A 23,892-nucleotide genomic window follows, 5' to 3' on the forward strand; every position below is an offset into this window, starting at 1 on the left:
CTCACCAAACCACCCGTCACATGAGCCTTCGTTACACCCTGAAGCTCGTCTCGTTCCTGATCATCGGCGCGATCCCGTTCCGCGGCCTAGCGCAAGGCGACACGTGCACCACTGCGCTGCAAGTGGTGAGCGGCATACACCTCGCCAACGGTCCCAGCACAGGCTACGCCGGCCCAGGATGCGGAACCGGCCAGAACGGGGACTGGTATCTGTACACGCCCAACTTTACCGGGACCGTTGTCGTGAGTAGCTGTCACCCGCTGAGCAACATGTTCGAACATGACACCTACGTGAAGGTGTTCTCGGGCGACTGCTCGAGCCTGACCTGCCTGGGCTTCAACGACGATTATGTCATGGCGGGCCAGCAATGCAGCGCGAACAGCTTCGCTTCCTACATGATGCTCAATGTCACCGCAGGCACCAATTACTACATCGTGTGGGTAGATGCTTTCGATAGTGGTCCCTTCTTCTGGGAATTGAGCGAATGCGCAGGCACCGTGACCGGGGTTACGTATCGCGACCTCAACGCGAACGGCGCCAGGGACATCGGTGAGCTGCAGGTGAACGCCATGCTCACCATCAACCCCGGAGGCATGAACTCCTATTCCGGTGCAGACCCTTACTCATTCTGCAGCGCTTTGGGCGACTACACCATCACGGCCGCTCCGCCGCAGTACCATACGGTGACACCGGCATCACAGAGCTATTCCGTTCCTGTTCAAGGCACGCAAGTGGTGGGCATGGACTTCGGCTTCCAACCTGTTCCGGGCATCTATGACGCCGCGGTGAACCTCTGGGGCCAGAACGCGTGGATCGGCAACAACACGCATCTCTACGTGGGCTACGAGAACCTCGGCAGCGAGCCGGTCAACGCCGCCATCACGCTGACGCTCGATCTGGCGCTGAGCTTCGTTTCAGCGAGCGTAGCGCCGACGAGCGTGAGTGGTCAGACCATTACTTGGGCATTGCCCACGCTGCCCCCCTTCAGCGAAGGCATCATCGATGTCACGGTCTTCACGTCCATCACCACCGCGCCGCAGGCCCCGGTGCTCAACTATGTGGTGCTCACCACCACCGAGGTCGACATCGACATAACGAACAACCTGGACGACCAGCATGCGACCGCCGTTACCGCGATCGACCCCAACGACAAGCATGTGAGCGCGACCTCCATCACGCCTGATGACGTGGCCGACCAGAAGCTCTTGGAGTACACCATCAACTTCCAGAACACGGGAACCGCACCTGCGGTGAACATCGTGATCAAGGACAGCCTCGATGCCGACTGGGACCTGAGCACCTTCGAGATGATCGGCGCTACGCACCCCTTCACGCTCACCATTACCGAGGAAGTCGCCATCTGGACCTTCGCCGAGATCATGCTGCCGGACAGCACCACCGACGAGCCCAACAGCCACGGCAGCATCCACTACCGCATGGCACCGAAGAACAGCCTCGTGCTGGGCGACCAGCTCACCAACCGCGCCGATATCTACTTCGACTACAATGCGCCTGTCCTCACCAACACCACGGTGACCACGGTGGAACTGAGCACGGGCATGGCGGACAGCGGCATGGGCAGTGGCCTGCTCATCGCACCCTCGCCCAGCACAGGCATGGTGAACATGCACTGGAGCGATGTGCATGCGGGCAATGCGCAGCTGAACGTGCATGATGCCTTGGGCCGCGTGGTGTTCACGATGAGCATCGCCAGCGGCAGCAATGCACGCAGCATCGACCTCGGCTTTCTGCCTGCTGGCAGCTATGTGGCGCGGCTCAACAGCGGTGCTGAGGCTTGGGCCCGCTTCGCGATCCAGCACTGATCCATCCGCTCAATTCCGAAGGGCGCCCACGTGGCGCCCTTCTTCTTTCCCCACATTCGCCCCATGGACCTGAGCGAGATCCTCACCCACCTCGGCGAAGACCGCGAGCGCGGCTACGATGCCGTGGTGCCGCCCATTGTGCAGAGCGGCAACTTCACTTACCCCACCGTGGCCGCCATGCGCGCGGTTGTGCAACAGGAGTTCGACCGGCCGCTGTACACGCGCGGCTACAATCCAACGGTGGCCATGCTGCGGAAGAAGATCGCGGCGCTGGAGCATGCCGAGGATGCGTTGGTCTTCAGCAGCGGCAGCGCGGCCATCGCGGCGGCGGTGATCGCCTTCACCAAGGCGGGCGACCACATCGTGTGCGTGCAGAAGCCCTACAGCTGGACCAAGAAGCTGCTGGCCGAACTGCTCCTGCGCTTCGGCGTGGAGCACACTTTCGTCGATGGCACTGACGCGGAGAACTACCGCCGCGCGATAAGGCCGAACACGGCCTTCTTCATCCTGGAGAGCCCCAATTCGCTCACCTTCGAGTTGCAGGACATCGCCGCCGTGTGCGTCATCGCGAAGGAGCACGGCATCCTCACGCTCTGCGACAACAGCTTCAACAGTCCGCTCTTCCAGAACCCTATCGATCTCGGCATCGACCTAGTGGCGCACAGCGCGACGAAGTACCTGAACGGACACAGCGATGTGGTGGCGGGCGTTCTCGCCGGCACACATGCGCACATACTTCAGGTGATGGCGAAGGAATTCATGACGCTCGGCGCAGCACCTTCACCGCACGATGCGTGGCTCTTGATGCGCGGCCTGCGCACATTACCGTTACGCATGGAGCGCAGCGCGGACAACGCGGAGAAGGTCGCCACCTTCCTGAACGCCCATCCGAAGATCACGCGCTTGCATTGGCCCGGACTGCCGAGCCATCCACAGCATGAACTCGCGAAGCGCCAGATGAAACGCGTCGCCGGTGCAATGACGATCGAACTCAACGCACCGGACGTCGCAGCGGTCGAACGCTTCTGTGACAACCTGAAGAGCTTCCTGATCGCAGTGAGTTGGGGTGGTTACGAAAGCCTACAGTGGCCGGTGTGCGCGTTGCAAGGGCCGAGCGGTTACTATAGTGATCTGCCCTTCAACATGGTGCGCTTGTATGTCGGCCTAGAGGACCCCGCTGTCCTCATCGCTGATCTGGAACAAGGACTTGGGCGGATCTGAAGTCCGGCCGCGATCCGACATGCTTTCAATCCATTCGCCGTCCAGCGTGGGCCGCAGAGCGCTACCACCGCACGCTCACCGGCTCACTGGGTTCGCTCTCGCTGCCGTCGCTCAGTACCAGGCGGACAACGTAGGTGTTCAATGCTCCAGTGCGTGGCGAGGGATCCAAGTGTCCGTCCGAGTCGACTTTCACGGTGCCCAACAGGACAAGCTCGCTTTCGTCCACCGCACGATAGACCTTCAGGCTCTTTCCCTGGCGCGCGGCTGCGGCCCATTCCAACTGGATACCCTTTGGTGTGCTGCGGGCCATGAGCATGCGCGGTGCGCGTTGCATGGATGCGTCAGCGGTGAGCGCGGCCTCGACCGAGGGTACTCCGCGCGTGCCATCAAGCGTCACCCCCACAATGCGGTAGCGGTAGGCGCGCTCCGGTGCTGCGGTGGAGTCCGTGAACACCATCACTCCGGGATCCAAAGATGTTTTGTTCAGCGCGGAGAACGCATCGCTTCCTTCATCGGCGCGTTCCACCACGGCATGGAAGGCACCCGGCTCACCGGCCCACGGATCGCGCCAGGAGATGACCACGCCCTGCGCTCCTATACGCCGAACAGCAAGCTCCGTTGGTGACGTGGGGATGCGCCGGTCGAAGGTCTGCACCTCGGCACGTTCCGAGGGTTCGCTGATGGTGCCTCCGATGCTCACCGTTCGCACCCGGTAGCTCATCACCGTATTGCTGGCCGTCGTGCTATCGTTCCAGTGAATGACCCCGCTGCTATCCGCCCGAAGGCCATCGCCCACCAGCACGAACGCATCGGATCCCGGAAGCCCGCGTTCCACCTGGTAGTACGCGGCATCCGGCCCGATGTGAAGCCAGTTCAAATGCACCCCATTTCCTTCGGCACGGATCATCAGTGCGGTCGGTGCGGCGGCTGCGGGTTCCGCATCGCTCAGGCCCTGCACCGGCATGCTCACGGTGGAAAGACCCACGACATCGATGACCTCGATGCGATAGAAGTAGGTCTCCTTCACACGCTGCACGCGATCGGTGTAGCTGCTGTCGGAAGCGGGCACATCGGCCAGGCGTTCGTACGGGCCGTCGTAGCGGTCGGCGCGATGCACCGTGATCCCGCGTGCGCGCACTGCGTTCTCCAGATGCCAGGTGATCTTGATCGCGCGTTCGCCGGGCAGGTCTTGCGCGTGGATGGAATGCATCCAGGGCTGTGCTTCGCTGTTCAGGTTGTGCGCCGCGATCCATGCCGATGAAGCACCTTCCGCGCCGAGGCTGTCCACCGGCACGATGCGGTACTCATAGATGCCCAGTTCGGTGAACGCGCTGTCCCAGCACAACACGATGGTCGAGTCGTTGCGCGTGCCCGAAACGACCAGCGGATGGATCTCCGCCTCCTCGCCGATGTGCTGGCGGCGGCGGTACACGCGCACCTTGGCCACCGTGCAGGCCGGTGACCACCAGCCGATGCGTATGCGTTCACCTTCCGTGGCAGCGGATAACGGGGTCAGTTTGCAGGCCTGGACCGAAGGGGTTTTTGTTCCACCGGTCGAAGTGCTTGTCGCGGGTTGTTGAGCGAGGCAGGGGATCGCGAGGATCGCCAGAAGGAGGCTCAAGGTTTTCATGGTCATTCGCTTTTTCATTGTCCGCATGATCCACTGATCCGTGCCAAGGTGATCTTGCCACCGGAGTTCACGCTGCCCTTCACGGTGAGGTCCACGCTGTCCCCGACCCCGCAGATCGATGCGCTGGCGGAGGCCGAGCCACAGGCGGTCATGGTGAGCTGGCTGTTCTGGTAAGCTGCCTCGAACAGCATTTCGACACCGGCGGAAACGTTGGCCGAGGAGCAGTTCGGTATGGGGCTGAGCAACCAGAACTCCATGCCGAGATCAGCATAGGCCATGCCGCCCATCCCGAGGCTGCCGCTCAGGTCCACCCAGGTACGGCCTTCCACCTTGCAGCTGGCGTGGCCTTCCACGCCGAGCACCAACAGGTTGATGCTCGGAACCGAGAAATCGAGCAGGTCGAGCCGGTTCTGCAGGTAGATCCCGGAGATCTTCTTGCCGGCCATGTGCGCGGGCAGCGTCTTCAGGCGGAAGTCCTTCATCATGTTGGTAAGCAGCGTGTCGGGGATCGCGTTGTGCGCACCGAGCAGGAACGCGGGATGGTGGTCCTGCAAGGGCCACGGCGCGGCAGGCACCAGGACGTGCGATTTCGGGACGGACACGAGGAAGCCGTCCTTGTCCACCAGCATGCCCACGGTGGCCTGCAGGATGTTCACCGCGCCAAAGGTGACATTGCTGATCGACGTGCCGCCGACGAGGCGCGCATGTTCGAAATCATAGGACATGCTCATGTTCCCGAACGGTGTGTTCAACTGCGACATGGAGATCTTGCCGTCGCTCAGGGCCACCGCGCCCTTCACCACGAAGGAGAGCTCGTTCTCCGGCGCATCATCGATCCCGCCCATGTTGAGCAGGTTCCCTTTGAAGGCGAGTTCGTTCCATTGGGTGCTGGCCATGGTCTGCCGACCGCTGTTCAGCAGCATCTTCTTGTCCAGCGAAGCACCGAAGCGGATCTCCTGTCGGGTGTTGCCCTTGTGGTTCTGGGCATCCACGCGGATCACATCCATGTAGGTGTTGTTCAACTTGTGATCGAGGTAACCGTAGGCGTACACCGGATCACCCGCGGCACCATCCTCCGGATCGATACGGAATCTCCCGTAGCAGGTGAACTGGCCGGGTTTGATCTCCTGGTCCCCCACGTGATCGCCCAGTTTGAAGTACACGTTGCCACGCCCTGTGGTCACCGTGGCTCCCAAGGGCTTCAAGCGGCTCACCGTCTTACCGCCCTCCTTGAAGAAGGAGAAGAAGCCCGTGGTGGTCGGTAGCCCCTTGATCTGCATGGAACAATTCACCAGCAGGTCCACGGCATCGGGTGTGAACTGCATGCTTCCCACGGGCGTTACATCCATGATGTCGTAGTAGCGGTGCTTGATCGCGCGCACTTCCGCAAGCGGCGCACCACGGCTCACCAAGGAGAAGCTGGAGAACTGCAACTTGCTAGGAACCAGTTCGGCGGGGCCCTGCACCGTGGCCACTGTCCCGTTCCCACCGGTGAGCGTGCCATAGCGCCATACGCCTGTCTTGCCATCGAGCACATAGCCCGGATCGTAGCCGAAGGTCCATTCCGCGTTGGCTTCCGGGACCAACGGGGCAACGCCGCCCAGGCGCACTTCGCCCAAGTTCTGCGCCTTCATGTCGAGCCCGTTCGGGCGGATCAGGATCTGCGTCATGTCCGCCTTCACCAACTGCATGTCGAGGATCCCTTTCGGTATCACGATCGCGGCCAGGTTGTTATCGAACACCCACGGTGCGGTGGACTTGAAGGTCCAGTTGTTCAGCTTGAAGCTGAGCTCGGTGCCACCGCCCTGTATGCCTTCGATGGAAGTGGCGGTCACGCGGATATCGCCCACATTAAGCTCCAGCACGTTCGGCGTGATGTCCGGGATGTCCTTCACCTCCACCACCGTGGCGATGCGGAACACGTCGGGTTCCACTACCGAGCGGCTGCGGTCACTATGCGCAGGAAATCCACGGAGCGAGAAGCGTGCGTCGGCGGGCAACCACTGGTTGGCTACGGGCCGGAGGGTCATCAGGTTGAAGGTGCGCTGCGGATAGGGCGCAGTGCTCCGGAACACATCGAACAGCGGTTGGTCCGCACTGGCACCGAGGTAGAAGCGCCCGCTGAAATCGTAGGAGAAGTTGAACGAGGAAAGCTCCGTGCTCACCGTGCCGCGCACTTCGCCGCCCTGTGGAGTGCCCTGCATTTTCACACGCCCCGGTAAGAGCAGGCCGGGCATGCCGCGCAGGGTCACGTCCAGGTCGGTGTACAGCTTCAGGGACACATGCGTCATGTCGGTGATCACCTGGTCGTTGGCGGGAACGGCGATGGGCTTGCCTTGTTCATTGGGCGTGCCGGGTGTCACCTTCACATTGGCGAAGGGTACGCGCTGCGCAGGATCCTCCAGCCGGAAGTTGGCGTTGCCCGGCAGTTGCACGAAAGCGCCGCCGATGGTGGAACTGCCATCGTTGTTCTTCACCAGTGTGGTCACTTCCACCGGGAAGCCGAGCAGGTGGGTGATGTCCATGTCATCCACGCGTTGCAGCGTGAGAACGGCGTAAGGCAGGGAGGGGATCATCTTGAACGACGGCGGCGGCCCCGGCACCATGCCGTACGTGATCGCCTGCGAGGTGCCGATGTAAGTGGTCTGTGGATCGGCCTTGGCCGCGAACACCGTGAAGGGACCCATCGGCACACCGGGAAGAATGAACTCGCCGTTCTCGTCGCTGAGGACCTGGTTGAGCTGCGGGCCGTACTGGTCCGTTCCGATCTGCATCCAAACGCGGGCGTTGGCCACCGGAACATCGCCCGGCATGGCGCGCACACGCCCGGTGAGCTTGGTACCCGACTCGATCATCTGCTCCAGCACTACCGGCTCCGGCGATACCTGGTTCACGATGATCCGGTCCACGGGCATCATGTCGCCCGGCGGATCCACCTTCAAGCGGAACTCGGTCTCGGGGGAAAGGAATTCGAAGAAGGCGATGCCCGCCTGATCGGAGGTGCGTTGCAGGTCATCCACTTTCACGATCGCTCCCGCCACCGGTCCATCGAACGAGGTCAATTTCACTTTTAGGCGATGGCGCTTCTCCTTCACCACGAAGGTGCCCAGGTCGCTGGGCGTTCCGCTCACGTTGAAGGGTACGTTGCGCTGCTCGGTAAGCGTGAAGTACTGGTCGCTGAGCGGGATCAACGTGATCGGCTGCATGCCCGGAGGCCCCGGCACCTTGAAGCGCTCCTGTGCGGTGAATAGCACCTCGCTCCAACCGCTGGGTCCTCCTCCGCCGCTGCCGGTCGCAAGGAGCACGGTCTCGGTCCGACCCCAGGGACCATCACCCACCTGCGCATCGCAACGCACGGGTGTGCCGCTCTCGTTCACCACATTGCCGCTGGCGAGGCCAAAGGGCTGGAGCAGCAGGCCACTGGTCATGTCCCACTGCAGGCCCATCTTCAGGTCCACCTTCGGGTTCTGCGGGTCGCTATTGTTCAACGGACCGGGCAAGGTTCCCGGCTCGTTCCCGGAGGCCAATGGTCGCGAGGTGCTCATGTACCCCGGTTTGCTCACCACGATGCTGGCGTGCGGACCGAGGAAGAACATGCCATCCTGTGAACCCTTCACCAGGATATTGGAGAAGTCGAAGAAGCCGTTCGCATCGGTCTTCCGCGTGAACTCCATGTACAGGAAATCGTAGCTCTGCGTGCTTTGGTCACAACCCACCACTACCGGTGGTACACTGCCGGGAGACTTGTCGTAGTAGAGGCGCAATTTCACGGTGGCATCCTGCAAGGGCTGCGTCACGCTCACCATCACGCGGCCGATCACTCGCGGTGACCGCGGCACCAGCGACACCGGCAGTTCCCACAACTGCACGTCGAACGCGCTGTTGCGTAAGTACATGGACTCACCGGGACCGGCATGGTCCCATTGTGTCACGATCGGACCATAGGCCTCCTGATCGGGATATGGCTTCTGCCAAGTGTAGTAAGTGTACAGGCCACGATCATTGTTCGTGCTGCACCGTACCAGATAATCGTCCGGAAGCTGCTGGGAGTGTACCACCAAATTGCGGAAGAGCGCCGTGCCGTCACTGCCTTTCGATGCACAGGTGGAGACCAGCGGAACGGTGCCCATCCCGGATATGTTCACCGTCTCCTCCAGGTCCTGGCCTTCGTTCTCCGGCAGGCCCTCTGTCGTATGGTCCGTGGGCCGTAGCACTTGCACCCGCACGTTGCCCATCGGCGCGCCGACACCGCCCATTTGTTGATCGCATGCGCCTTGCGTCACATTCACCTTCAGGTCGTAGCTGCGCACGTAGCAGGCCTGATCGGGCAGTTCCAAATTATCGCCGGGCTGCGGATACAATTCGATATCAGGGCTGCAGTAATAGGGCGAGACCACCTCGATCATCAGGACCTTGTAGGCCCTTGATGCGGTGGTGCTGCCGTTCCATTGGTGCGCAGGCTGGCCGTATTTGTCGAAGGGAATGAAGTAGTCGATACTGCCCGGCACGGGCAGGCCGGTGCAGGAAGGTTGGTGGTAGTACAAGTCGAACTCGCCGTTGCTATCGGTGGTGCCCGTGGCGACCAATTGGCCTTGATGCCAATTGTTGCCCTGTCCGAGGCCACCGAAACCGCCTCCTGGAACGGGGTCCACGCCAAGCACCAGTCGATCGGTTTCGCCCGTCACGATCCCATTGCCGTCACGCGACACCACGCCCTCCAATACCACCCGTTCCACCAGTTTGATGGGGATGTTCTTCATCGGCTTTCCGCCTACGGCGCTAACCGGGAAGCGGTCGATCCATTTCTCGGTGGGGAAGGGGTTCGCGAACTCCAAGGCACCCGCCAGTGTACTACTGCCCAGGTCCATTTGGCTGGCGCTCCCGGTGCCACCGAAGTAGTTGAAAGCACCCATCACCAAGTTCCCGGCCATGGGTTGGGCCGAGGCGCTTCCACTACCGGTGGTTCCCGATCCCGCTGCGGACACCAGCGGTACGTTGGCGACCACGACCGCCCCGTCCAGCGGAGCCATCGTGACCGGGCCTATGGCATCCGTGCAACCCACACGACCGCTGTTCTTGAAGATATGGACCAACCGTCCCTTGATGCGCGTATTGGCGATGGGACCGATCGGCAGGACGGTACCAACGGTGTAGCCGCTGACAGGTATGGTCGTTGTTGTCTGGCCGCCTTCGATCACGAACGTACACACCTCGCTCCTGCCTTTGTTCTCAATGATCATCGAACCGGAGATATCGCGCGCCACCACACCGACCGCGTAGGTGGTGTTCAATTTGAGCGACGGGTCGAATGGTTGCCATGAATAGGCCGGGATCATCAAGTCCTTGCGGGTGATCGGATTTCCCGTGATGCCGTCCATGGCGAGCCAGACCGCATCCGTGGGATTCTGGCCCGGGAAGAGTTCCAGTACATAGAGGTCGTAACGAATGTTGGCCACGTTGAAGTTGCCGATGGGCGGGCTCCAAGTGAACACCGGCCATTGCTCCGTAATGGTTTCCCCGCACCATGGGAAGGTGAGCATCGGTGGCTGCGCGTAGCTGATGGTGAAGAAGATGCATCCGACCGGTGCCTCCGGTGAGAGCGGTGCATTGGTGATGTGGTCCAAGGCCTGGATGCATAGCTCGTAATTCCCCTCGGGCAGGATGCCCGTTTGCTGAATGGCGTTCTGCACTTCCTGCGGCACGTTCACTTGGAAGTTGCCTTGATCGACAAAGTCCATGGATGGCGAATTCGCATAGAGCACACGCATTTCAAGCGGTGCCAAAACGATGGGTTGCGGAGGTTGATAGGATGGCTTCGTGTACGCACTATACCCATTATCCCCTTGTATCCGCCCGATCAACTTGACCTGTTTGGTCGCATTGGTCTGGTTCACGAGGTTCACCACCAGGTTGTTCTGGTAGTCGCTCAGATAGATGCTGTACGGCGGAGTGATCACCGGTGTCACGGATACATCGTTCTGCGCGAACAGCGCCGTGGTAAGGACCAGTGGAAGGATGGGGATGATGCGTGTGTAGCTCATGGCTCAGAAGTGTATGGAGAAGCCGAGGACGGCCATATCCTCCGTGAATGCCGGGATGAAAGGATCGTCGCTCTTGTTCACCTGATGGCTCGCTTGTAGGTTGAAACCGAATCGCTTGCTCACCTGCATGCTCAGGTCCAGGTTCAATTGCCAGGTGCTGCCTGTCCCGCCACCGGGCAGATCATTCAGCAGGTAATTGCCGCGTAGTTGGGTGTTCAGCTTATTGTCCTTCATCCACGAGCGTCCAGCTTCCATGTGGAGCCCTCGGCTGTCCGTTCGTCCGACCGCGCTCTTGGTACTTCGGTGGATCAGTCCACCACCGAGTTGTGCGCGCCGATGCTTCCAACTGCGCGTGTACGCCAGATCATTGTGCATACCCACGAGCTGGGCATTGTTGAAGGTGTTCTCCTGGCGATCGCTCAATGCGAAATAGTTGAAGGTGTGGCTGATCAGATGCGTTCCGTTCGTGCGGATGTATTGCAACCGCGGTTGTAACAGAAGATTCTGGCTGACCTGCCGTAAGAGCGCCGTGTCCACCAGGTTGGGACGGACCGGCTGCTGGGTGATCCCGAAGTTGCTGTAGTTCATCAAGCAGCCGAAGGCCTTGCCGCTGGTGTAGTTCAAGCCCAGGTTCCCGATGATGCGACGAGCGGTGGCGGTGCGCAGCTTCTTCAAGTTGTTATGCTGCCAGCCCAGCGTAAGGTTGGCGCTAAGCTTGTTCTTGAAGAAGGTGCTGGCCACCGTGCCGGTGATCTGCTCCACATCGGTCTGGAAGAAATAGGCGCCCATGGTCTTGAAGTCCGGATCCACGCGACGATAGACCAATTTGTACCGTGCGCGTTTGCGCTTCCATTCGAGACCGGTCTCCAATGCGGTAAGTCCTTGCGTACTGGTTCGCGGAATGAACACCCTGTTCACCGCGTCGGTGATCGTGGATCCGCTCTCCAGCAACTCATCATCGCGCTCGTCACGTGTAAAGGCGCTTCCCGCTAGATCGAAGTCCCAACGCAAGACCTTGCTCAGCTTCACCCTGCCTACCAAGCCCAGCACCATGTTCTCCTGGGGAGTGAGTGCTGTTCGCACAGGTTGCCGGATGGATCCCTCGTCATCGCTTCCGCGCAAGAGCACCACGTCCACGAACTCCTCGGCCGTTCCCACGCCCAACTTCACGGCATAGAAGGTCCGCTTGAAAGCCGGGACCGGCACATCGCTGATGTACTGGCTGGGGTCGTACATCGCCAGTGTGTCCTCCTCCACCGCTTTGCGCGTACGGCCATAGACGAAGCCAAAGCGGAATTTCCGAGGATTGAGCTCCACCCCGGCCATCAGCGCGCGGTGCCCCGCAAGGGTGAACTTCGAGAAAGAGACATCCCGGTACCCGAGATGCAGCTTGACCCACTTGTAATAGGGACTGATGCCGAACTGGTTGAACGGTTGTTGGAACTGACGGTCCTGATCGCTGATGAGAACGGAGAACGGCAGACTTAGACCCTGGATCGTTGCCGTGGGTGTACCGCTGATGGCCCAGAAGAACGGTGTGCGTCGCGGGTCGATCCCCTCGATGTGGTAGAAGCCGACCTGCGCTTGAAGCCCCGCGTTGAACTGCACCGGACTTTGCTGCCCGACCTGGCCGAGATCCTGGGCCACCACCGTCGCGGTGATGAGCGAAGCGATCAGACCCCAAGCAGGACGATGGATTGATGGAGCATGCACAAAGTGAAACTACCGGTGCGCTCCCGGCACCGTGAGCGCGATCAAGCAGGCGTGCCTTCCGATCGAGTATCCGGACATGTTCGGCTCATGGCGACCTACGGCCCGCTATACTTGGAACGTCTCGTGGAAGGCATCACGCCGGCTTTTCGCCAGCGGGACCGATGTCCCATCGTCCATCACCAGATAGCCGCCCTCGCTCCGCACGTATTTGCTCAAGTGCAAGGGGTTGATCAGGTGGCTCTGGTGGCAGCGGAAGAAACCGTGTGGAGCGAGCATTTCGTCCACGTCCTTGAGCGTGCGCGACAAGAGCAAACGACGCTTGTCCTGAAGGTGCACATGCGTGTAATTGCTATCGGCCTCACAGCGCACGATGCGATCCACACCGAAGAACTCCACGCCATCACCGGTGGGCAACGCGATCCGCGGATGCTGCACCCCCTCCGGACCGAGGTTATGCATCAGCACCCGCATGTTCCGTCCCCCTTCGGCGGAAGCCAGCCGCGAAACCGCCCGCCCTACCGCTTCCTTCAGCTCCTCGGGCTGTACCGGTTTCAATAGATAATCCACGGCGCTGAAACGGAATGCCCGGATCGCATACTGGTCGAAGGCCGTGACGAAGATCACTTGGCCTGCGATGTCGCCGAGTTTCTCCAGTACTTGGAATCCGTCCATACGCGGCATCTGCACGTCGAGGAAGATCAGGTCCGGTGCGTGTTCCTTCACCGCGGCTATCGCTTCGGGTCCACTGCTGCACAGGGCGAGCACGCTCACCTCCGGGCAATGATGTTCCAGTTCGAGCCGCAACGTTTCCCGGCTGTGCTTCTCATCGTCCGATATGATCGCTGTGTAGGGCATGATCGATAGGCTCAAGCAAAGGTCTCGTGTACGATGGGAATGTTCAATATTACCCGGGTCCCGACGGCAGCACCCGAAGCATCGACGAGGTCATCCACCCGGGAGCGTAGGCCAAGGCCCAGCGTCTTCGCGCTCAACTCCATCCGTTCGGCCGTGATCCGCATTCCGAAGGACCGTTCACGTTGGCCTTGGGCGTTCTTCAGTTCTTCCGCCTTCTTCCGGCCCACACCATTGTCCTCGATCACCACATGGAGTTCATCATCGACCTCCGTGATGTCCACGCTCAACGCCCCGCGGTCCTCGCGATTCATGAGCCCATGCCAGATGGCATTCTCCACGTATGGCTGCATCAACATGGGCGGCACCAATACCGTCTCCGTGTCGATGCTCTCGGCCACGCGTATCACATGGTCGAATTTGTCCTCCAATCGCATCGATTCGATCTCCACATACAGGCGAAGTGCTTCCAACTCGTCCTTCAGCGGCACCAGGTCCTCTCGTGAGTTCTGTAGAATGCGACGGATGAGCATGGCGAATTTCCCCAGGTAATCCGCGGTCTCCCGCGGGCTCTTCGTCATCGCGTAGTACTTGATGCTGTTGAGGCTGTTGAAGAGGAAGTGGGGATTCATCTGCGCGCGCAGTGCGTGCATTTCCACTTCGGCCAACTTCTTCTGGAAATCGGACTTGCGTTGTTCTTCCATTCGTACCGCATGCAACTTCATTCTGAACAGGACCAAGATGCCGGTCGCCACGATCAGGACCATGGCGATCCGCGCCCACGCGGTCCTATACCACGGTGGCACGATCGTGAAGCGGATGGTCCGTTCGTTGTCCAGCGCACTACCTCCGATCGCGGAACGAACGTGCAGCACATAGTCGCCCGGCTCCAAGGAGGCGAACCGAAGGCTGCGGTCCACACCAATGTTCCGCCAACCCTCATCCAACCCATCCATCCGGTATTCATAGCGATGCGCATGTGCGCGGGTCAGATCGATGGCCGAGAACTCGATGTACAACGGCAGGTCAGCATAGGCCACCATGAAGCGGGCATCGGAACGTGCATTCCGACCTGGCAGGAGATCGCCGTTGCGCGTGCCGATCCCCAGGAATTCAATGGGCGCGGGTCGTGGACTCCGCAACAGATCGTCGATACCAAAGACCTGGAGTTCCGCCTGATCACTGATCCCGATCACCAATCGTCCATCGCTCGTCACCATCAATGGCGAATCCCCGTCCGGCGGATCCAAGAGACCATCCGCTCTTCCAAAATGCTTGTAGGCCCCGGTCCGTGTATCCAGCATCAGCACACCCTTGTCCACGGCCCAGATGCGGTCCTGATCATCGATCTGCATGAACAGGGTGCGGTCGGGATCGATCCCCCTGCGCTGATCATGGACCTCCATGGTCATTCGACCCGAGCGATCCACCTCCACCTGACACAGTCCGCCACTGGCCAGACTCAACCACATTCGCTTCCTGCTATCGCGTGCGATGCTGTACACGAACGGTGTCCGGAATCCCTGCTTCTCCGACGCGTCCGCGCCGAAGTTCAGGAAGCGCTCGGCGGCCTCGTCGTACACGCTCAAGCCGTGTCGCGTTCCGATCCACATCCGTCCCAGTTCATCCTCTCCGAACGCGCGGATGGTGCTGTTGCTGATCAGCGAATTGGGGTCGTCGGGGTCGTGCTTCAACCAGCGATCCTGCTTCGTGCGCGGGTCCCGAATGAGCACCCCGGAGTTGCCTGTGCCGATCCAGATCCGCCCTTTCGCATCCTCGTACAATCCAGCGGTCCAGAACCGTTGGTCGGGGAACAATGGCCGGAACTCGCTTCCCTCCCGCCCCATCATCATCGGGCCATCGCGTGTGGTCATCCACACCGTGCCGTCACTTGCGATCAGCAGACCATTCACACGAACGGCGCGGTCATCCTCTGAACTGCGTGGGGCCTTGATCACCTCCCATGCACCATCGCGTTGGCGCATCACACCGTGCCCATCGTAGGTGCCGATGAGCAGGTCATCGCTTCCTGGCGCATGGGTCATGGCCATGACCCACAGCGGCGTGAGCCCGAGAACACCGTCGTCCGGGAATCCGATCAGTGAATAGGCGTATGGACTTGCGGACATGCGGGCAAGGCCGTTGTCCGTGGCGGCCAAGGATGTTCCGTCGCGCAACCGCAGCAGTGCGTTGATCGCGTTGTCATGGATCTCCTCAAAAGGATGCAGCATGGCATGCCTGGAGCGGATGTGTCCGGTTCGGGCGCTCACCTCCAAGATGCCGTACTCGGATGGCACCCACAACGTGCTGTCGTCCTTTGGCCAGACGCTGGTGGTATATCCGCCCATGATCCCGTTCATCTGCATGATGCGGAAATGCTCAGCCGGACCATGGTCGACCTTGAAACGCCGCAAACCCTGTCCCCAGGACCCCAGCCAGATCCATTCGTTCCAGACGAACGCAGGTACGGTTCCATAGCGCGTGGCTCCCTCCGGATCGGCATAGACCACGTATCGACCATCAGTGATGAGGAACTCCGCCACATTCACGGATGTGGTGACGATCACCCGGTCCGTTCGGCCAGGGTAGGCCGAAATGGACGTCACCGTCGCATCATCGAAAAGGGACCGTGGCAGTTCAAAGCGCGTGATCGTTCGGTCGGTCGTCCGGATCCTGACCATCTCCCGACCCATGCTGCACCAGACCGCATCACCTATGAGTTCCACATGGTTCGTGTTCAGCACCGCAGGCATGTGCGCATGATCAGGCCGCCAGGCACGGCGCATGGCCATATTCCATGCACACGGTCCGTTCTCTGTGGCCAACCAGAGCAGGCTATCGCCTTGCAGCGCCATCCAATTCACACTTCGTCCGCTTATCGTCAAGCTATCATCCGGGTCAGACCAGAACCGTTCGACCGTGGTACCATTGGTCACGAACAAGCCTTCCAAACTCCCGATCCAGACCCGACCAAGGCCGTCCTCGACCATCATGCCGATGCGCCGATCCTGCAATTCCGGAAGCGTCGTGACATAGCGGAACGCTTCACCTTCCGGGAACGGTTGAGCACGTATCCCGATCCCGAAAAGCGCTGCCGATACGATCGACCACACCCGGCTATGTGTTCGCACCACTATGGATCGGGAATAACGCACCGCATCGAAGTTCGAGCATGCGGCCCATTCTTTCGCCCCGATCGAGCATCAACGCCTTCGGATCGAGCGATCGGGATCCGCTGGCCAATATGGACCGTATTGATCCAGATCGGCTATGAGATGCTGCAGTGGCCGGTGTGTGCGTTGCAAGGGCCGAGCGGCTACTGCAGTGATCTGCCCTTCAATTTGGTGCGCTTGTACATTGGCTTGGAAGATCCGCAATCGCTCATCACCGATCTCGAGCAAGGTCTCGCGCGCATGTGAAGCCCCGCTTCATCGCGGTCCTTCACTCAGAACCTTGCTCGCAGCGCGATCATGAAGTTCCTTCCCGGCGCCGAGATGCCCGATGAATAGGGCCTATAGCGCTGGTCCGTGATGTTCTCCACGCTTCCGGATGCCTGCACCACCTTGCTCACATGATACGATGCGCGCACATTCAGCGTGTGCCAAGACGGCGAATGCGGACGTCCTTGCGCATCAAGCGCGTAGATCGGCAGCTTGGCCTGCTCGCTCGGCGGAAGCTCATCGAAGGTGAAGCCGCTGCTGAACTGCACGAATACCTGCGCGCGCACTTTCTTTCGCTCCCAAGTGATGCCCGCTTGCCCGAACGGTGGCGGTGCATGACGCAGGGGCACATCGGTCGTGCTCGCATCGTCCTGCTCTACGCCATCCTGCCAATTGTAACGCGCATCGAGCGTCAGGTTCTTCGCGATGCGGGCATCAATCCCGAGCGAGATTCCGATCACACGGGCCTGAGCCGCGTTCTGGATCGCGTCCACCCGACTGGGCTCACCTTCGTACGCGATGCTATCTGAGCCATTCAGCGTGAACGGCCTTCGCACCATCGCGTTGTCGAGCAGCACCTGATAAGCATGGCTCTGTAAGCGCACCTTTTCGCCGAAGGACTTCTCGATGCCGATGTCGGCCGAATAGGCGTACTCGGCTTCCAGGTCGGGATTGGGCACGATCACCGCGCCAGGCTCGCTGTCGAACACCTTGCCGATGTCGTCGATGTTCGGTGCGCGGAAGCCTGAGCTCAAATCGATAGAAAACTTCCAGTCCTTGCCCGGGCGGTAGGACGCGCCCAGATTGCCCGTGACCGCGCAGTTGCTCAAGCTCGCGCTTGTGGCCGGGTACGCGAAGAGCGAGGTGTCGAAGGTGCATTGCAGCGCCGACCAGTTGTATCGCGCACCAGCGGAGAGCGTCAAGCGGTCGTTGGCATCGTGCATGGCTCCGAGGTAGGCCGATCCCGCGTTCCACTTGGAACCATCCGGATAGCGTGAACTGATGGTCGTCTCCGCGCCGCTGGTCCGGTTCACGCGGATACCCTTCGACCCGATAGCATTCGTGACGTGCTCCGCACCGTAAAGCACCTGCGTACGCGCGCTCAGGTCCTTCTCCAGATCCAGATTCATGTAGATGCCGCTCACGCTTTCGGTCTGTGTTCGCTTGTTCGCGTTGCGGAAGCTGCGGTCGTTGCGGCTCTCCGTGTAGTCCTGGTAGGCGATGGAGAGCCGCGCGGTGCTCCAGGGTCCGCGTTTCGCCGCGTGCTTCGCGGTGAAGCTGCCCATCGTCCATTCCTGCGGGCCGTAATACCACTCCGCACTGCGTGGAAGCCCATTCTGCTCCAGCTCGATCAATCGATCGTAACGCGGCACATCGCTCGTGGTGCTGTGATACACGTACGCTCCCAATTCCAAGGATTCCACAGGCTTGAGGGCCAGCTTGCCAAAGAGGCTGATGTTGTCGTAGCCGCTGCCCACTTGCAGGTCCGGGTCGTCATTCACCACCATGGAATCCACATCATTGATGCGTGCCACATACCACGGCCGCTGATAATCCTCGGGGCCGTTGCTGCCCATGCGCAGGTCGCCGAAGCGCGTGAAGGACACGCTGCCGACGAATGCCAGCTTGCGACTCCCAAGGCCGAAGTGAATATTCCCGCCCATCTCATTGGCCGACGAGCCATAGCGGGCCATGGCGCCGCCACGCAAGAGCAAGCTGCTATCCGGGCTGAATCGCGGACGAAGCAGGTGGAAGTCCAGCACCCCGCCGATGGCATCGCTTCCATAGGTCACGGCGCCGGGCCCGTGGATCACCTCCGCACGGTCGATCGCATTGGCATCCACGCTGATCACGTTCTGCAAGTTGCCTGCGCGATAGATGGCGTTGTTCATGCGCACGCCGTCAACCACGATGAGCACGCGGTTGGCTCCGAAGCCACGCAGCATGGGACTGCCGCCGCCCAGCTGGCTCTTCTGCACGAAGACCTCGCCGCTCTGCTGCAACAGATCGGCTGCCGTTCCGGGATTGTTATTGGCGACTTCCCGCGAGGTGATCACCGTGATCTGGTCGGGCACGCGCGCGCGCTCCTGTTCCCAGCGGTTGGCGCTCACCACGAAGGCATCGAGCCTGATGGGCAGCGCTGACATGCCGACCCGATTGCCCATGGCGAGCACATGCTGGTAGCTGAGCACACGTGACTCATATCCGATCATGCGGAACCGGATGGAATCAGCGCCAGTGAAAGCGCTGATATCGGCGCGACCGCGTGCATCCGTGATGGCCGATGCGCCCGTGCTGGCATGATGCAGGGTCGCCGCTTCGAGCGGGGCCAGCGTGGTGGCATCGACCACCATGACCTGCTGACTCAAGGTATTCAACGGAACCATGAATGTTGCGAGGGAAGCCGCCAAGCTGCTCAACCGAAGCAATTGGTTCGCGGCTCCACAGAAGGACATGGCGCGCAAAGTAGCGGAGCCCGCGCAGCCGCAACATCCGGCACCTTACGGCTCCGGCTCCATGTTCACTCGCACGCGCAGCACACGCGACGGTGCGAGCACTTCGCGGAGCAGCGTCTCCAAAGCCAAGGCGTCCTCGGGGTGCTCCGTTTCATCGGACACTTGCAAGAGGCTCTCGATACGCACGTGCCTGGCATCGATGCGCGTGGCGCGCAAGGTGTAGCGCGCGCTCGGGCAATTCCATTCGCCCTGCAATGCCGTGAGGTCCATTACCTCCACCGGCTGGGTGAACTCGAGGTCGATGATGAAGCGATCGCTCTGCCGGAAGTCCCAGTGGAAGGGGAGGTCGCGGCTCTCAGCACGGAAGCCCTCCGCCACCGCATGGGCGAAGAAGGGGCGCAGCTCCATGGCAAAGAGGCCGTCGGCTTCGGGCGTCACCCACTGGGCGATGGCTAACTCTTGCCGCTCGCGGAAGCGGAAGGGAGGATCGGATTGCAGCCCTCGATCGCTGGAGCCGATCAACGCCGCCTGGGGCAAGTGCGCCGGGGAATGGCCATAGCTCGGATGCACCGTGCTGTCGATGCGATCGCCGAGGAAAGCCGCTCTTCCCAAGGTGCTGAACTGGCCGCTCAGCAGGATGCGTGCATCACCGGCAGCGTCAGCTTTGTCCAGGTCGATGCGCAGGCGATGCTCCATGGCCCGCACATTCGCAGCAGGATCGCCAGTGGGCAGTTCCACGAAGAGCGGCGGGCTCGGGTCATCGGCGATGAGGCGCTGGAGGTCGATCAGCAGCGCGTTGGAGCCTTCCCAGTAGAAAGGCAGCTCGTTGGCGAACCAGCCGTGGCGCTGGCGCTTGGGGTGCATCCAGAGCATGCCCGTGCCATCACCGATGCCGAAGAGCCATTCGTTGTCGCGCATGGGCGTGGTGAAGCGATCATCGAGCCGGCCGCTGCGCTTGTCGAGCAAGTAAGCAGTGACATGATCGTTGCCCTCGGCGTTGAGGAGCTTGCTGTAGAGGTCGTAGCGGCTGATGTCGCGCAAGCGCTCATCGCGCACTTGATCGCCCATGCGCGCGAGGCTTCGATCCAGGTCGAAGTACCAATCGCGATCGGCATCGTAGGTGAAGTCGCGGGCGATGCGCTTGTGCAGGGCCTCCATGCGGCGTGCCTTCAGCGTATCCGGGATCCCAGCACAAGTCTCGCGGATGAAGCCTTTGATCTGCCGATTCTGACGGTCGGGCAGCTTTGTCTGCGCCACGCGACGCCACCACATGGCCTTCGCCTCTCGCTGGCGGATGGCCTGCAGCCAGGGCTGCTGCGTGATCGGCAGATTGCTCAATCGCTCGCGCCGCAGGTTGCGTAGGTCATCGGGCGCGAAGGCGACGATGATGCACGGCAGCTCCTCGGCCGGACGCGCACCTGCCTCATCCATCACACCGGGCAAATCGCGATGCTCCCACACGGCACGACGAACGTTCCCATCGTGTTCCCGATGCACGGGCACCGCTCCGGCCATCTCCAGCCCGTGCTTCGCGTGGTAAAGCAATTCGATGCGCTGCTCGCGGATGGGCAGGCCGTGGTGGAAGAAGATGCGCCAATTGGTGAGCCGCGCCCAGTTGTCCATCCAGATGCTGCCGCGCCAGCCGAGGGTGTGCGGTGCGTTCGTGTCCCAGGGCAGCATGTACTTCCACCGGTACTCCACCACATCGCCCGGCATGATGCCTTGCGGATAGTGCGTCTCCGCCATCGTCGCCTGGAAGCTCACCGGATGGCCCGAATAGCCGCGAGCGCTTCGCATGGTCACGGGCAACTCGGTCCAGCTGCCATCGGGCCTGATCACACGCGCGGCGAAATGATCAACGCGCAGGTTGAAGAGCAGTGGGTAGGGCCGGGTATCAAGCCGCGCGTAGGGTTTGCCGAGTTCGTCGTAAGGCGGGTCGAGGCTCTCGGGCATCACAACAGCGCCGTAGCGCTTGATGTCCTCACGCTCCGTGAAGCGCACCACCCTGCGCCGCTCGAAGAAGAAGGAGATGTACTCGGGCTTCACGTTGCGGATGCGCAGCGAGAGCTCATCAGCGAGGATCTCCGAGTCGATGGTTCGGCCTTCTTCCCAGGAAGGATCCCACGCCGGCGCATCGCTCCAATCGAATGAAGCCGTTTGCGCAATCAGTGCTGCGGAACCAGCTAGCGCCGCGAGCAAGAGAGCGGTACGGGGGCGCATGGCGATGGGTGTTGGCCCATCGAAGCTAAATGATCGGAGGCTACTTCTTCCGGAAGTACAACCGGATCGGCACCCCGGTGAAGCGCCAGTGCTCGCGAAGGCGGTTTTCGATGAATCGCTCGTAGCTGGGCTTGATGTACTGCGGCAGGTTGCAGTGGAAGACGAAGCTGGGCACGTGCAAGGGCAGCTGCTGGATGAACTTGATGGTGACCTGCTTGCTCTTGTACATGGGCGGCGGCTGCCGCTCGATCTCGGGCAGCAGCACATCATTGAGCTTGCGCGTGGGGATCCGGCGCCTGCGGTCCTCATGGACCTGCATCACCATCTCCATCACCTTGAGCAGGCGCTGCTTCTCCACCACGCTGGTGAAGACCACGGGCACATCGGTGAAGGGCTCCATGCGGCGCTTCACTTCGGCCTCGAAGGCCTTCATGGTGTTGGTCTCCTTCTCGATCAGGTCCCACTTGTTCACCACCACCACCAGGCCCTTGCCGTTCTTCTGGATGATGGAGAGGATGTGCAGGTCCTGCTGCTGCATGGCCTCGCGCGCGTCGAGCATCAAGATGCAGATGTCGCTGTCCTCGATGGCGCGGATGGAGCGCATCACGCTATAGAACTCGATGTCCTCATCGACCTTGGCCTTCTTGCGGATGCCCGCGGTATCGAGCAGGATGAGGTCGTGGCCGAAGACGCTCCAGCGCGTGTTGGCGGTATCGCGCGTGGTGCCCGCCACCGGGGTCACGATGCTCTGCTCGCGGCCCAGCATGGCGTTCACCAAGGAGCTCTTGCCCACGTTGGGCCGGCCCACGATGGCGATCTTGGGGATGTCCGGCTCGGGATCCTCGGTGGGCTTGCGGAAGGTCTTGATCAACTCATCGAGCAGGTCGCCGGTGCCCGCGCCGCTGGCCGCTGCGATGGCATGCACCTCGCCAAGGCCGAGTGAGTAGAAATCGGCGGTGAGGTATTGGCGCTCGTGCGTATCGACTTTGTTCGCGGCGAGGAGCACGGGCTTCTTGCTCCTGCGCAGCAGCTCCGCAATGGTCTCATCGGCGCTGGTCACGCCGCCGTTCACATCCACCATGAAGAGGATGGTATCGGCCTCATCGATGGCGAGCATCACCTGCTTGCGGATCTCGGCCTCGAACACATCGTCGGTGCCGCGGATGTAGCCACCGGTGTCGATCACGCTGTAGAGGATGCCGTTCCATTCGCTCTTGCCGTAGTGGCGGTCGCGCGTGGTGCCGGCGGTAGGGTCGGTGATGGCCTCGCGCCGCTCGATCAAGCGGTTGAAGAGGGTGCTCTTGCCCACGTTGGGGCGGCCTACGATGGCGACGATGTTTCCCATGTTTCAGCTCAGGGTGAATGTCGAATGGTCATTGGAGAACGGGCACGAGCAGTCCTTGAGCCGGAGCCCCCATTCGCCAACCGCCATTGACCAATCGCCCAGCATTTCAATATCCGTATCGCTTCAGTTTCGTTTCATCCTCGCGCCAATCGGGATCCACCTTCACCTTCAGGTCCAGGAAGACCTTCTGATCGATGAACTTGGAGATGGCGATGCGCGCCTGGGTCCCGAGCCTGCGCAGCGCGTGACCACCCTCGCCGATCACGATGCCCTTCTGGCTCTCGCGCATCACGATCACATCGGCCTGGATGCGCACGATCCCCGGGGCCTCCTCGTAGCTATTCACCACCACCTGTGTGCTGTAAGGGATCTCCTGCTTGTAGTTGGCCAGCACCTTCTCACGGATCAGCTCGCTGATGAAGAAGCGCATGTTGCGGTCGCTCAGCTCATCCTTGGGGAAGTACGGCGGATGCTCAGGCAGGTGCTCGATCAGGTAGGCCTTCAGCTCCTGCACATTCAGTCCATGCAGGGCGCTCATGGGCACCACCTTGGCCTCGGGCAGCGCGCTTTGCCAGGCCTCCAGCGCGGGGAGGATCGCCGCTTCTTGAGCCGCGTCCACTTTATTCACCAGCAGCACCTTGCGGCCTTTGAAGCGGCGCGCGCGCTTGAGCACGTTCTCGGCCTTCTCGGGCTTCTGCCCGATCTCCACCAGCACGAGGAGGATATCGGCGTCGATGATGGCCTCGTCCACGGCGCTCATCATGCGCTCGTGCATCTTGTATTGCGGATCGAGGATGCCGGGTGTATCGCTGAGCACCATCTGGTGGTCGTCGCCGTTGAGGATGCCCAGGATGCGGTGGCGCGTGGTCTGCGCCTTGGGGTTGGCGATCACCAGCTGCTCACCCAACAGGGCATTGAGCAAGGTGCTCTTCCCCACGTTGGGCTCGCCGATGATGTTGACGTATCCGGCCTTGTGCGGCATGGCTGCGCGAATATCGCCGCCTTGACGATGGCTTGGGCGGCGGCAAAAAGAGAAGGCCCGGCATTCACCGGGCCTTCTTCGTAGCGGGGGTAGGACTCGAACCTACGGCCTTCGGGTTATGAGCCCGACGAGCTACCATCTGCTCCACCCCGCAATGGGGCGCAAATAT

Annotated in this window: 12 protein-coding genes and 1 tRNA gene; 3 read left to right on the top strand and 10 right to left on the bottom strand. The window is 61.2% G+C overall.

Features of this window, described 5'->3' with window-relative positions; all coding sequences use genetic code 11:
- Positions 1 to 20: 20 nt before the first annotated feature.
- Both IPM12_00450 and IPM12_00455 read left to right on the top strand, forming a co-directional pair.
- Positions 21 to 1,823, top strand: a complete 1,803-nt coding sequence (locus IPM12_00450; GenBank protein MBK9146267.1) for a T9SS type A sorting domain-containing protein — start codon at positions 21 to 23, stop codon at positions 1,821 to 1,823.
- A gap of 63 nt (positions 1,824 to 1,886) precedes the next feature.
- On the top strand, positions 1,887 to 3,044 hold the full coding sequence (locus tag IPM12_00455; GenBank protein MBK9146268.1) for an aminotransferase class I/II-fold pyridoxal phosphate-dependent enzyme: 1,158 nt from the start codon (positions 1,887 to 1,889) through the stop codon (positions 3,042 to 3,044).
- Positions 3,045 to 3,105: 61 nt separating this feature from the next.
- Here the strand turns inward: IPM12_00455 and IPM12_00460 are convergent, their stop codons facing one another.
- The 5 genes from IPM12_00460 to IPM12_00480 all read right to left on the bottom strand — a co-directional run bounded on the left by IPM12_00460 (position 3,106) and on the right by IPM12_00480 (position 16,033).
- Positions 3,106 to 4,665: a hypothetical protein gene (locus tag IPM12_00460; protein MBK9146269.1), complete on the bottom strand. Its 1,560-nt coding sequence runs from the start codon at positions 4,663 to 4,665 to the stop codon at positions 3,106 to 3,108.
- Positions 4,666 to 4,688: 23 nt separating this feature from the next.
- Complete coding sequence (locus IPM12_00465; protein ID MBK9146270.1) at positions 4,689 to 10,715, bottom strand: carboxypeptidase regulatory-like domain-containing protein; 6,027 nt, start codon at positions 10,713 to 10,715, stop codon at positions 4,689 to 4,691.
- A 3-nt stretch (positions 10,716 to 10,718) separates the two neighbouring features.
- Positions 10,719 to 12,428, bottom strand: a complete 1,710-nt coding sequence (locus tag IPM12_00470) for a hypothetical protein (GenBank protein MBK9146271.1) — start codon at positions 12,426 to 12,428, stop codon at positions 10,719 to 10,721.
- A gap of 105 nt (positions 12,429 to 12,533) precedes the next feature.
- Complete coding sequence (locus tag IPM12_00475) at positions 12,534 to 13,283, bottom strand: response regulator transcription factor (GenBank protein MBK9146272.1); 750 nt, start codon at positions 13,281 to 13,283, stop codon at positions 12,534 to 12,536.
- Positions 13,284 to 13,294: 11 nt separating this feature from the next.
- Positions 13,295 to 16,033 (bottom strand): histidine kinase, encoded by a 2,739-nt coding sequence (locus tag IPM12_00480; protein ID MBK9146273.1) that lies wholly within the window; start codon positions 16,031 to 16,033, stop codon positions 13,295 to 13,297.
- 90 nt (positions 16,034 to 16,123) lie between these two features.
- Between IPM12_00480 and IPM12_00485 the strand changes: the two genes are divergently transcribed.
- A complete protein-coding gene (locus tag IPM12_00485) occupies positions 16,124 to 16,699 on the top strand; it encodes a hypothetical protein (protein MBK9146274.1) in 576 nt (191 codons plus the stop codon).
- Between the two features lie 26 nt (positions 16,700 to 16,725).
- Here IPM12_00485 and IPM12_00490 read toward each other — a convergent pair whose 3' ends face one another.
- From IPM12_00490 to IPM12_00510, 5 genes are all read right to left on the bottom strand, one after another.
- The gene (locus tag IPM12_00490) at positions 16,726 to 19,107 is read right to left on the bottom strand and encodes a TonB-dependent receptor (GenBank protein ID MBK9146275.1); all 2,382 of its coding nucleotides are present in this window, start codon (positions 19,105 to 19,107) and stop codon (positions 16,726 to 16,728) included.
- A 114-nt stretch (positions 19,108 to 19,221) separates the two neighbouring features.
- On the bottom strand, positions 19,222 to 21,396 hold the full coding sequence (locus IPM12_00495) for a hypothetical protein (protein ID MBK9146276.1): 2,175 nt from the start codon (positions 21,394 to 21,396) through the stop codon (positions 19,222 to 19,224).
- 40 nt (positions 21,397 to 21,436) lie between these two features.
- Entirely contained in the window at positions 21,437 to 22,741 is a 1,305-nt protein-coding gene (der, locus tag IPM12_00500) for a ribosome biogenesis GTPase Der (GenBank protein ID MBK9146277.1), read from the bottom strand.
- Positions 22,742 to 22,847: 106 nt separating this feature from the next.
- Entirely contained in the window at positions 22,848 to 23,723 is an 876-nt protein-coding gene (gene era, locus IPM12_00505) for a GTPase Era (GenBank protein ID MBK9146278.1), read from the bottom strand.
- Between the two features lie 81 nt (positions 23,724 to 23,804).
- Positions 23,805 to 23,877, bottom strand: a tRNA-Met gene (locus IPM12_00510).
- Positions 23,878 to 23,892 lie beyond the last annotated feature (15 nt).

The organism is Flavobacteriales bacterium, assembly GCA_016716605.1.
Classification (GTDB): Bacteria; Bacteroidota; Bacteroidia; order Flavobacteriales_F; family PHOS-HE28; genus PHOS-HE28.

Bases quoted from the DNA above. Each gene is read 5' to 3' on its own strand.
- IPM12_00465 (MBK9146270.1), bottom strand. From the start codon at position 10,715: ATGAGCTACACACGCATCATCCCCATCCTTCCACTGGTCCTTACCACG.
- era (MBK9146278.1), bottom strand. From the start codon at position 23,723: ATGCCGCACAAGGCCGGATACGTCAACATCATCGGCGAGCCCAACGTG.
- IPM12_00475 (MBK9146272.1), bottom strand. From the start codon at position 13,283: ATGCCCTACACAGCGATCATATCGGACGATGAGAAGCACAGCCGGGAA.
- IPM12_00495 (MBK9146276.1), bottom strand. From the start codon at position 21,396: ATGCGCCCCCGTACCGCTCTCTTGCTCGCGGCGCTAGCTGGTTCCGCA.
- IPM12_00480 (MBK9146273.1), bottom strand. From the start codon at position 16,033: ATGCCTGCGGTGCTGAACACGAACCATGTGGAACTCATAGGTGATGCG.
- der (MBK9146277.1), bottom strand. From the start codon at position 22,741: ATGGGAAACATCGTCGCCATCGTAGGCCGCCCCAACGTGGGCAAGAGC.
- IPM12_00490 (MBK9146275.1), bottom strand. From the start codon at position 19,107: ATGGTTCCGTTGAATACCTTGAGTCAGCAGGTCATGGTGGTCGATGCC.
- IPM12_00455 (MBK9146268.1), top strand. From the start codon at position 1,887: ATGGACCTGAGCGAGATCCTCACCCACCTCGGCGAAGACCGCGAGCGC.
- IPM12_00450 (MBK9146267.1), top strand. From the start codon at position 21: ATGAGCCTTCGTTACACCCTGAAGCTCGTCTCGTTCCTGATCATCGGC.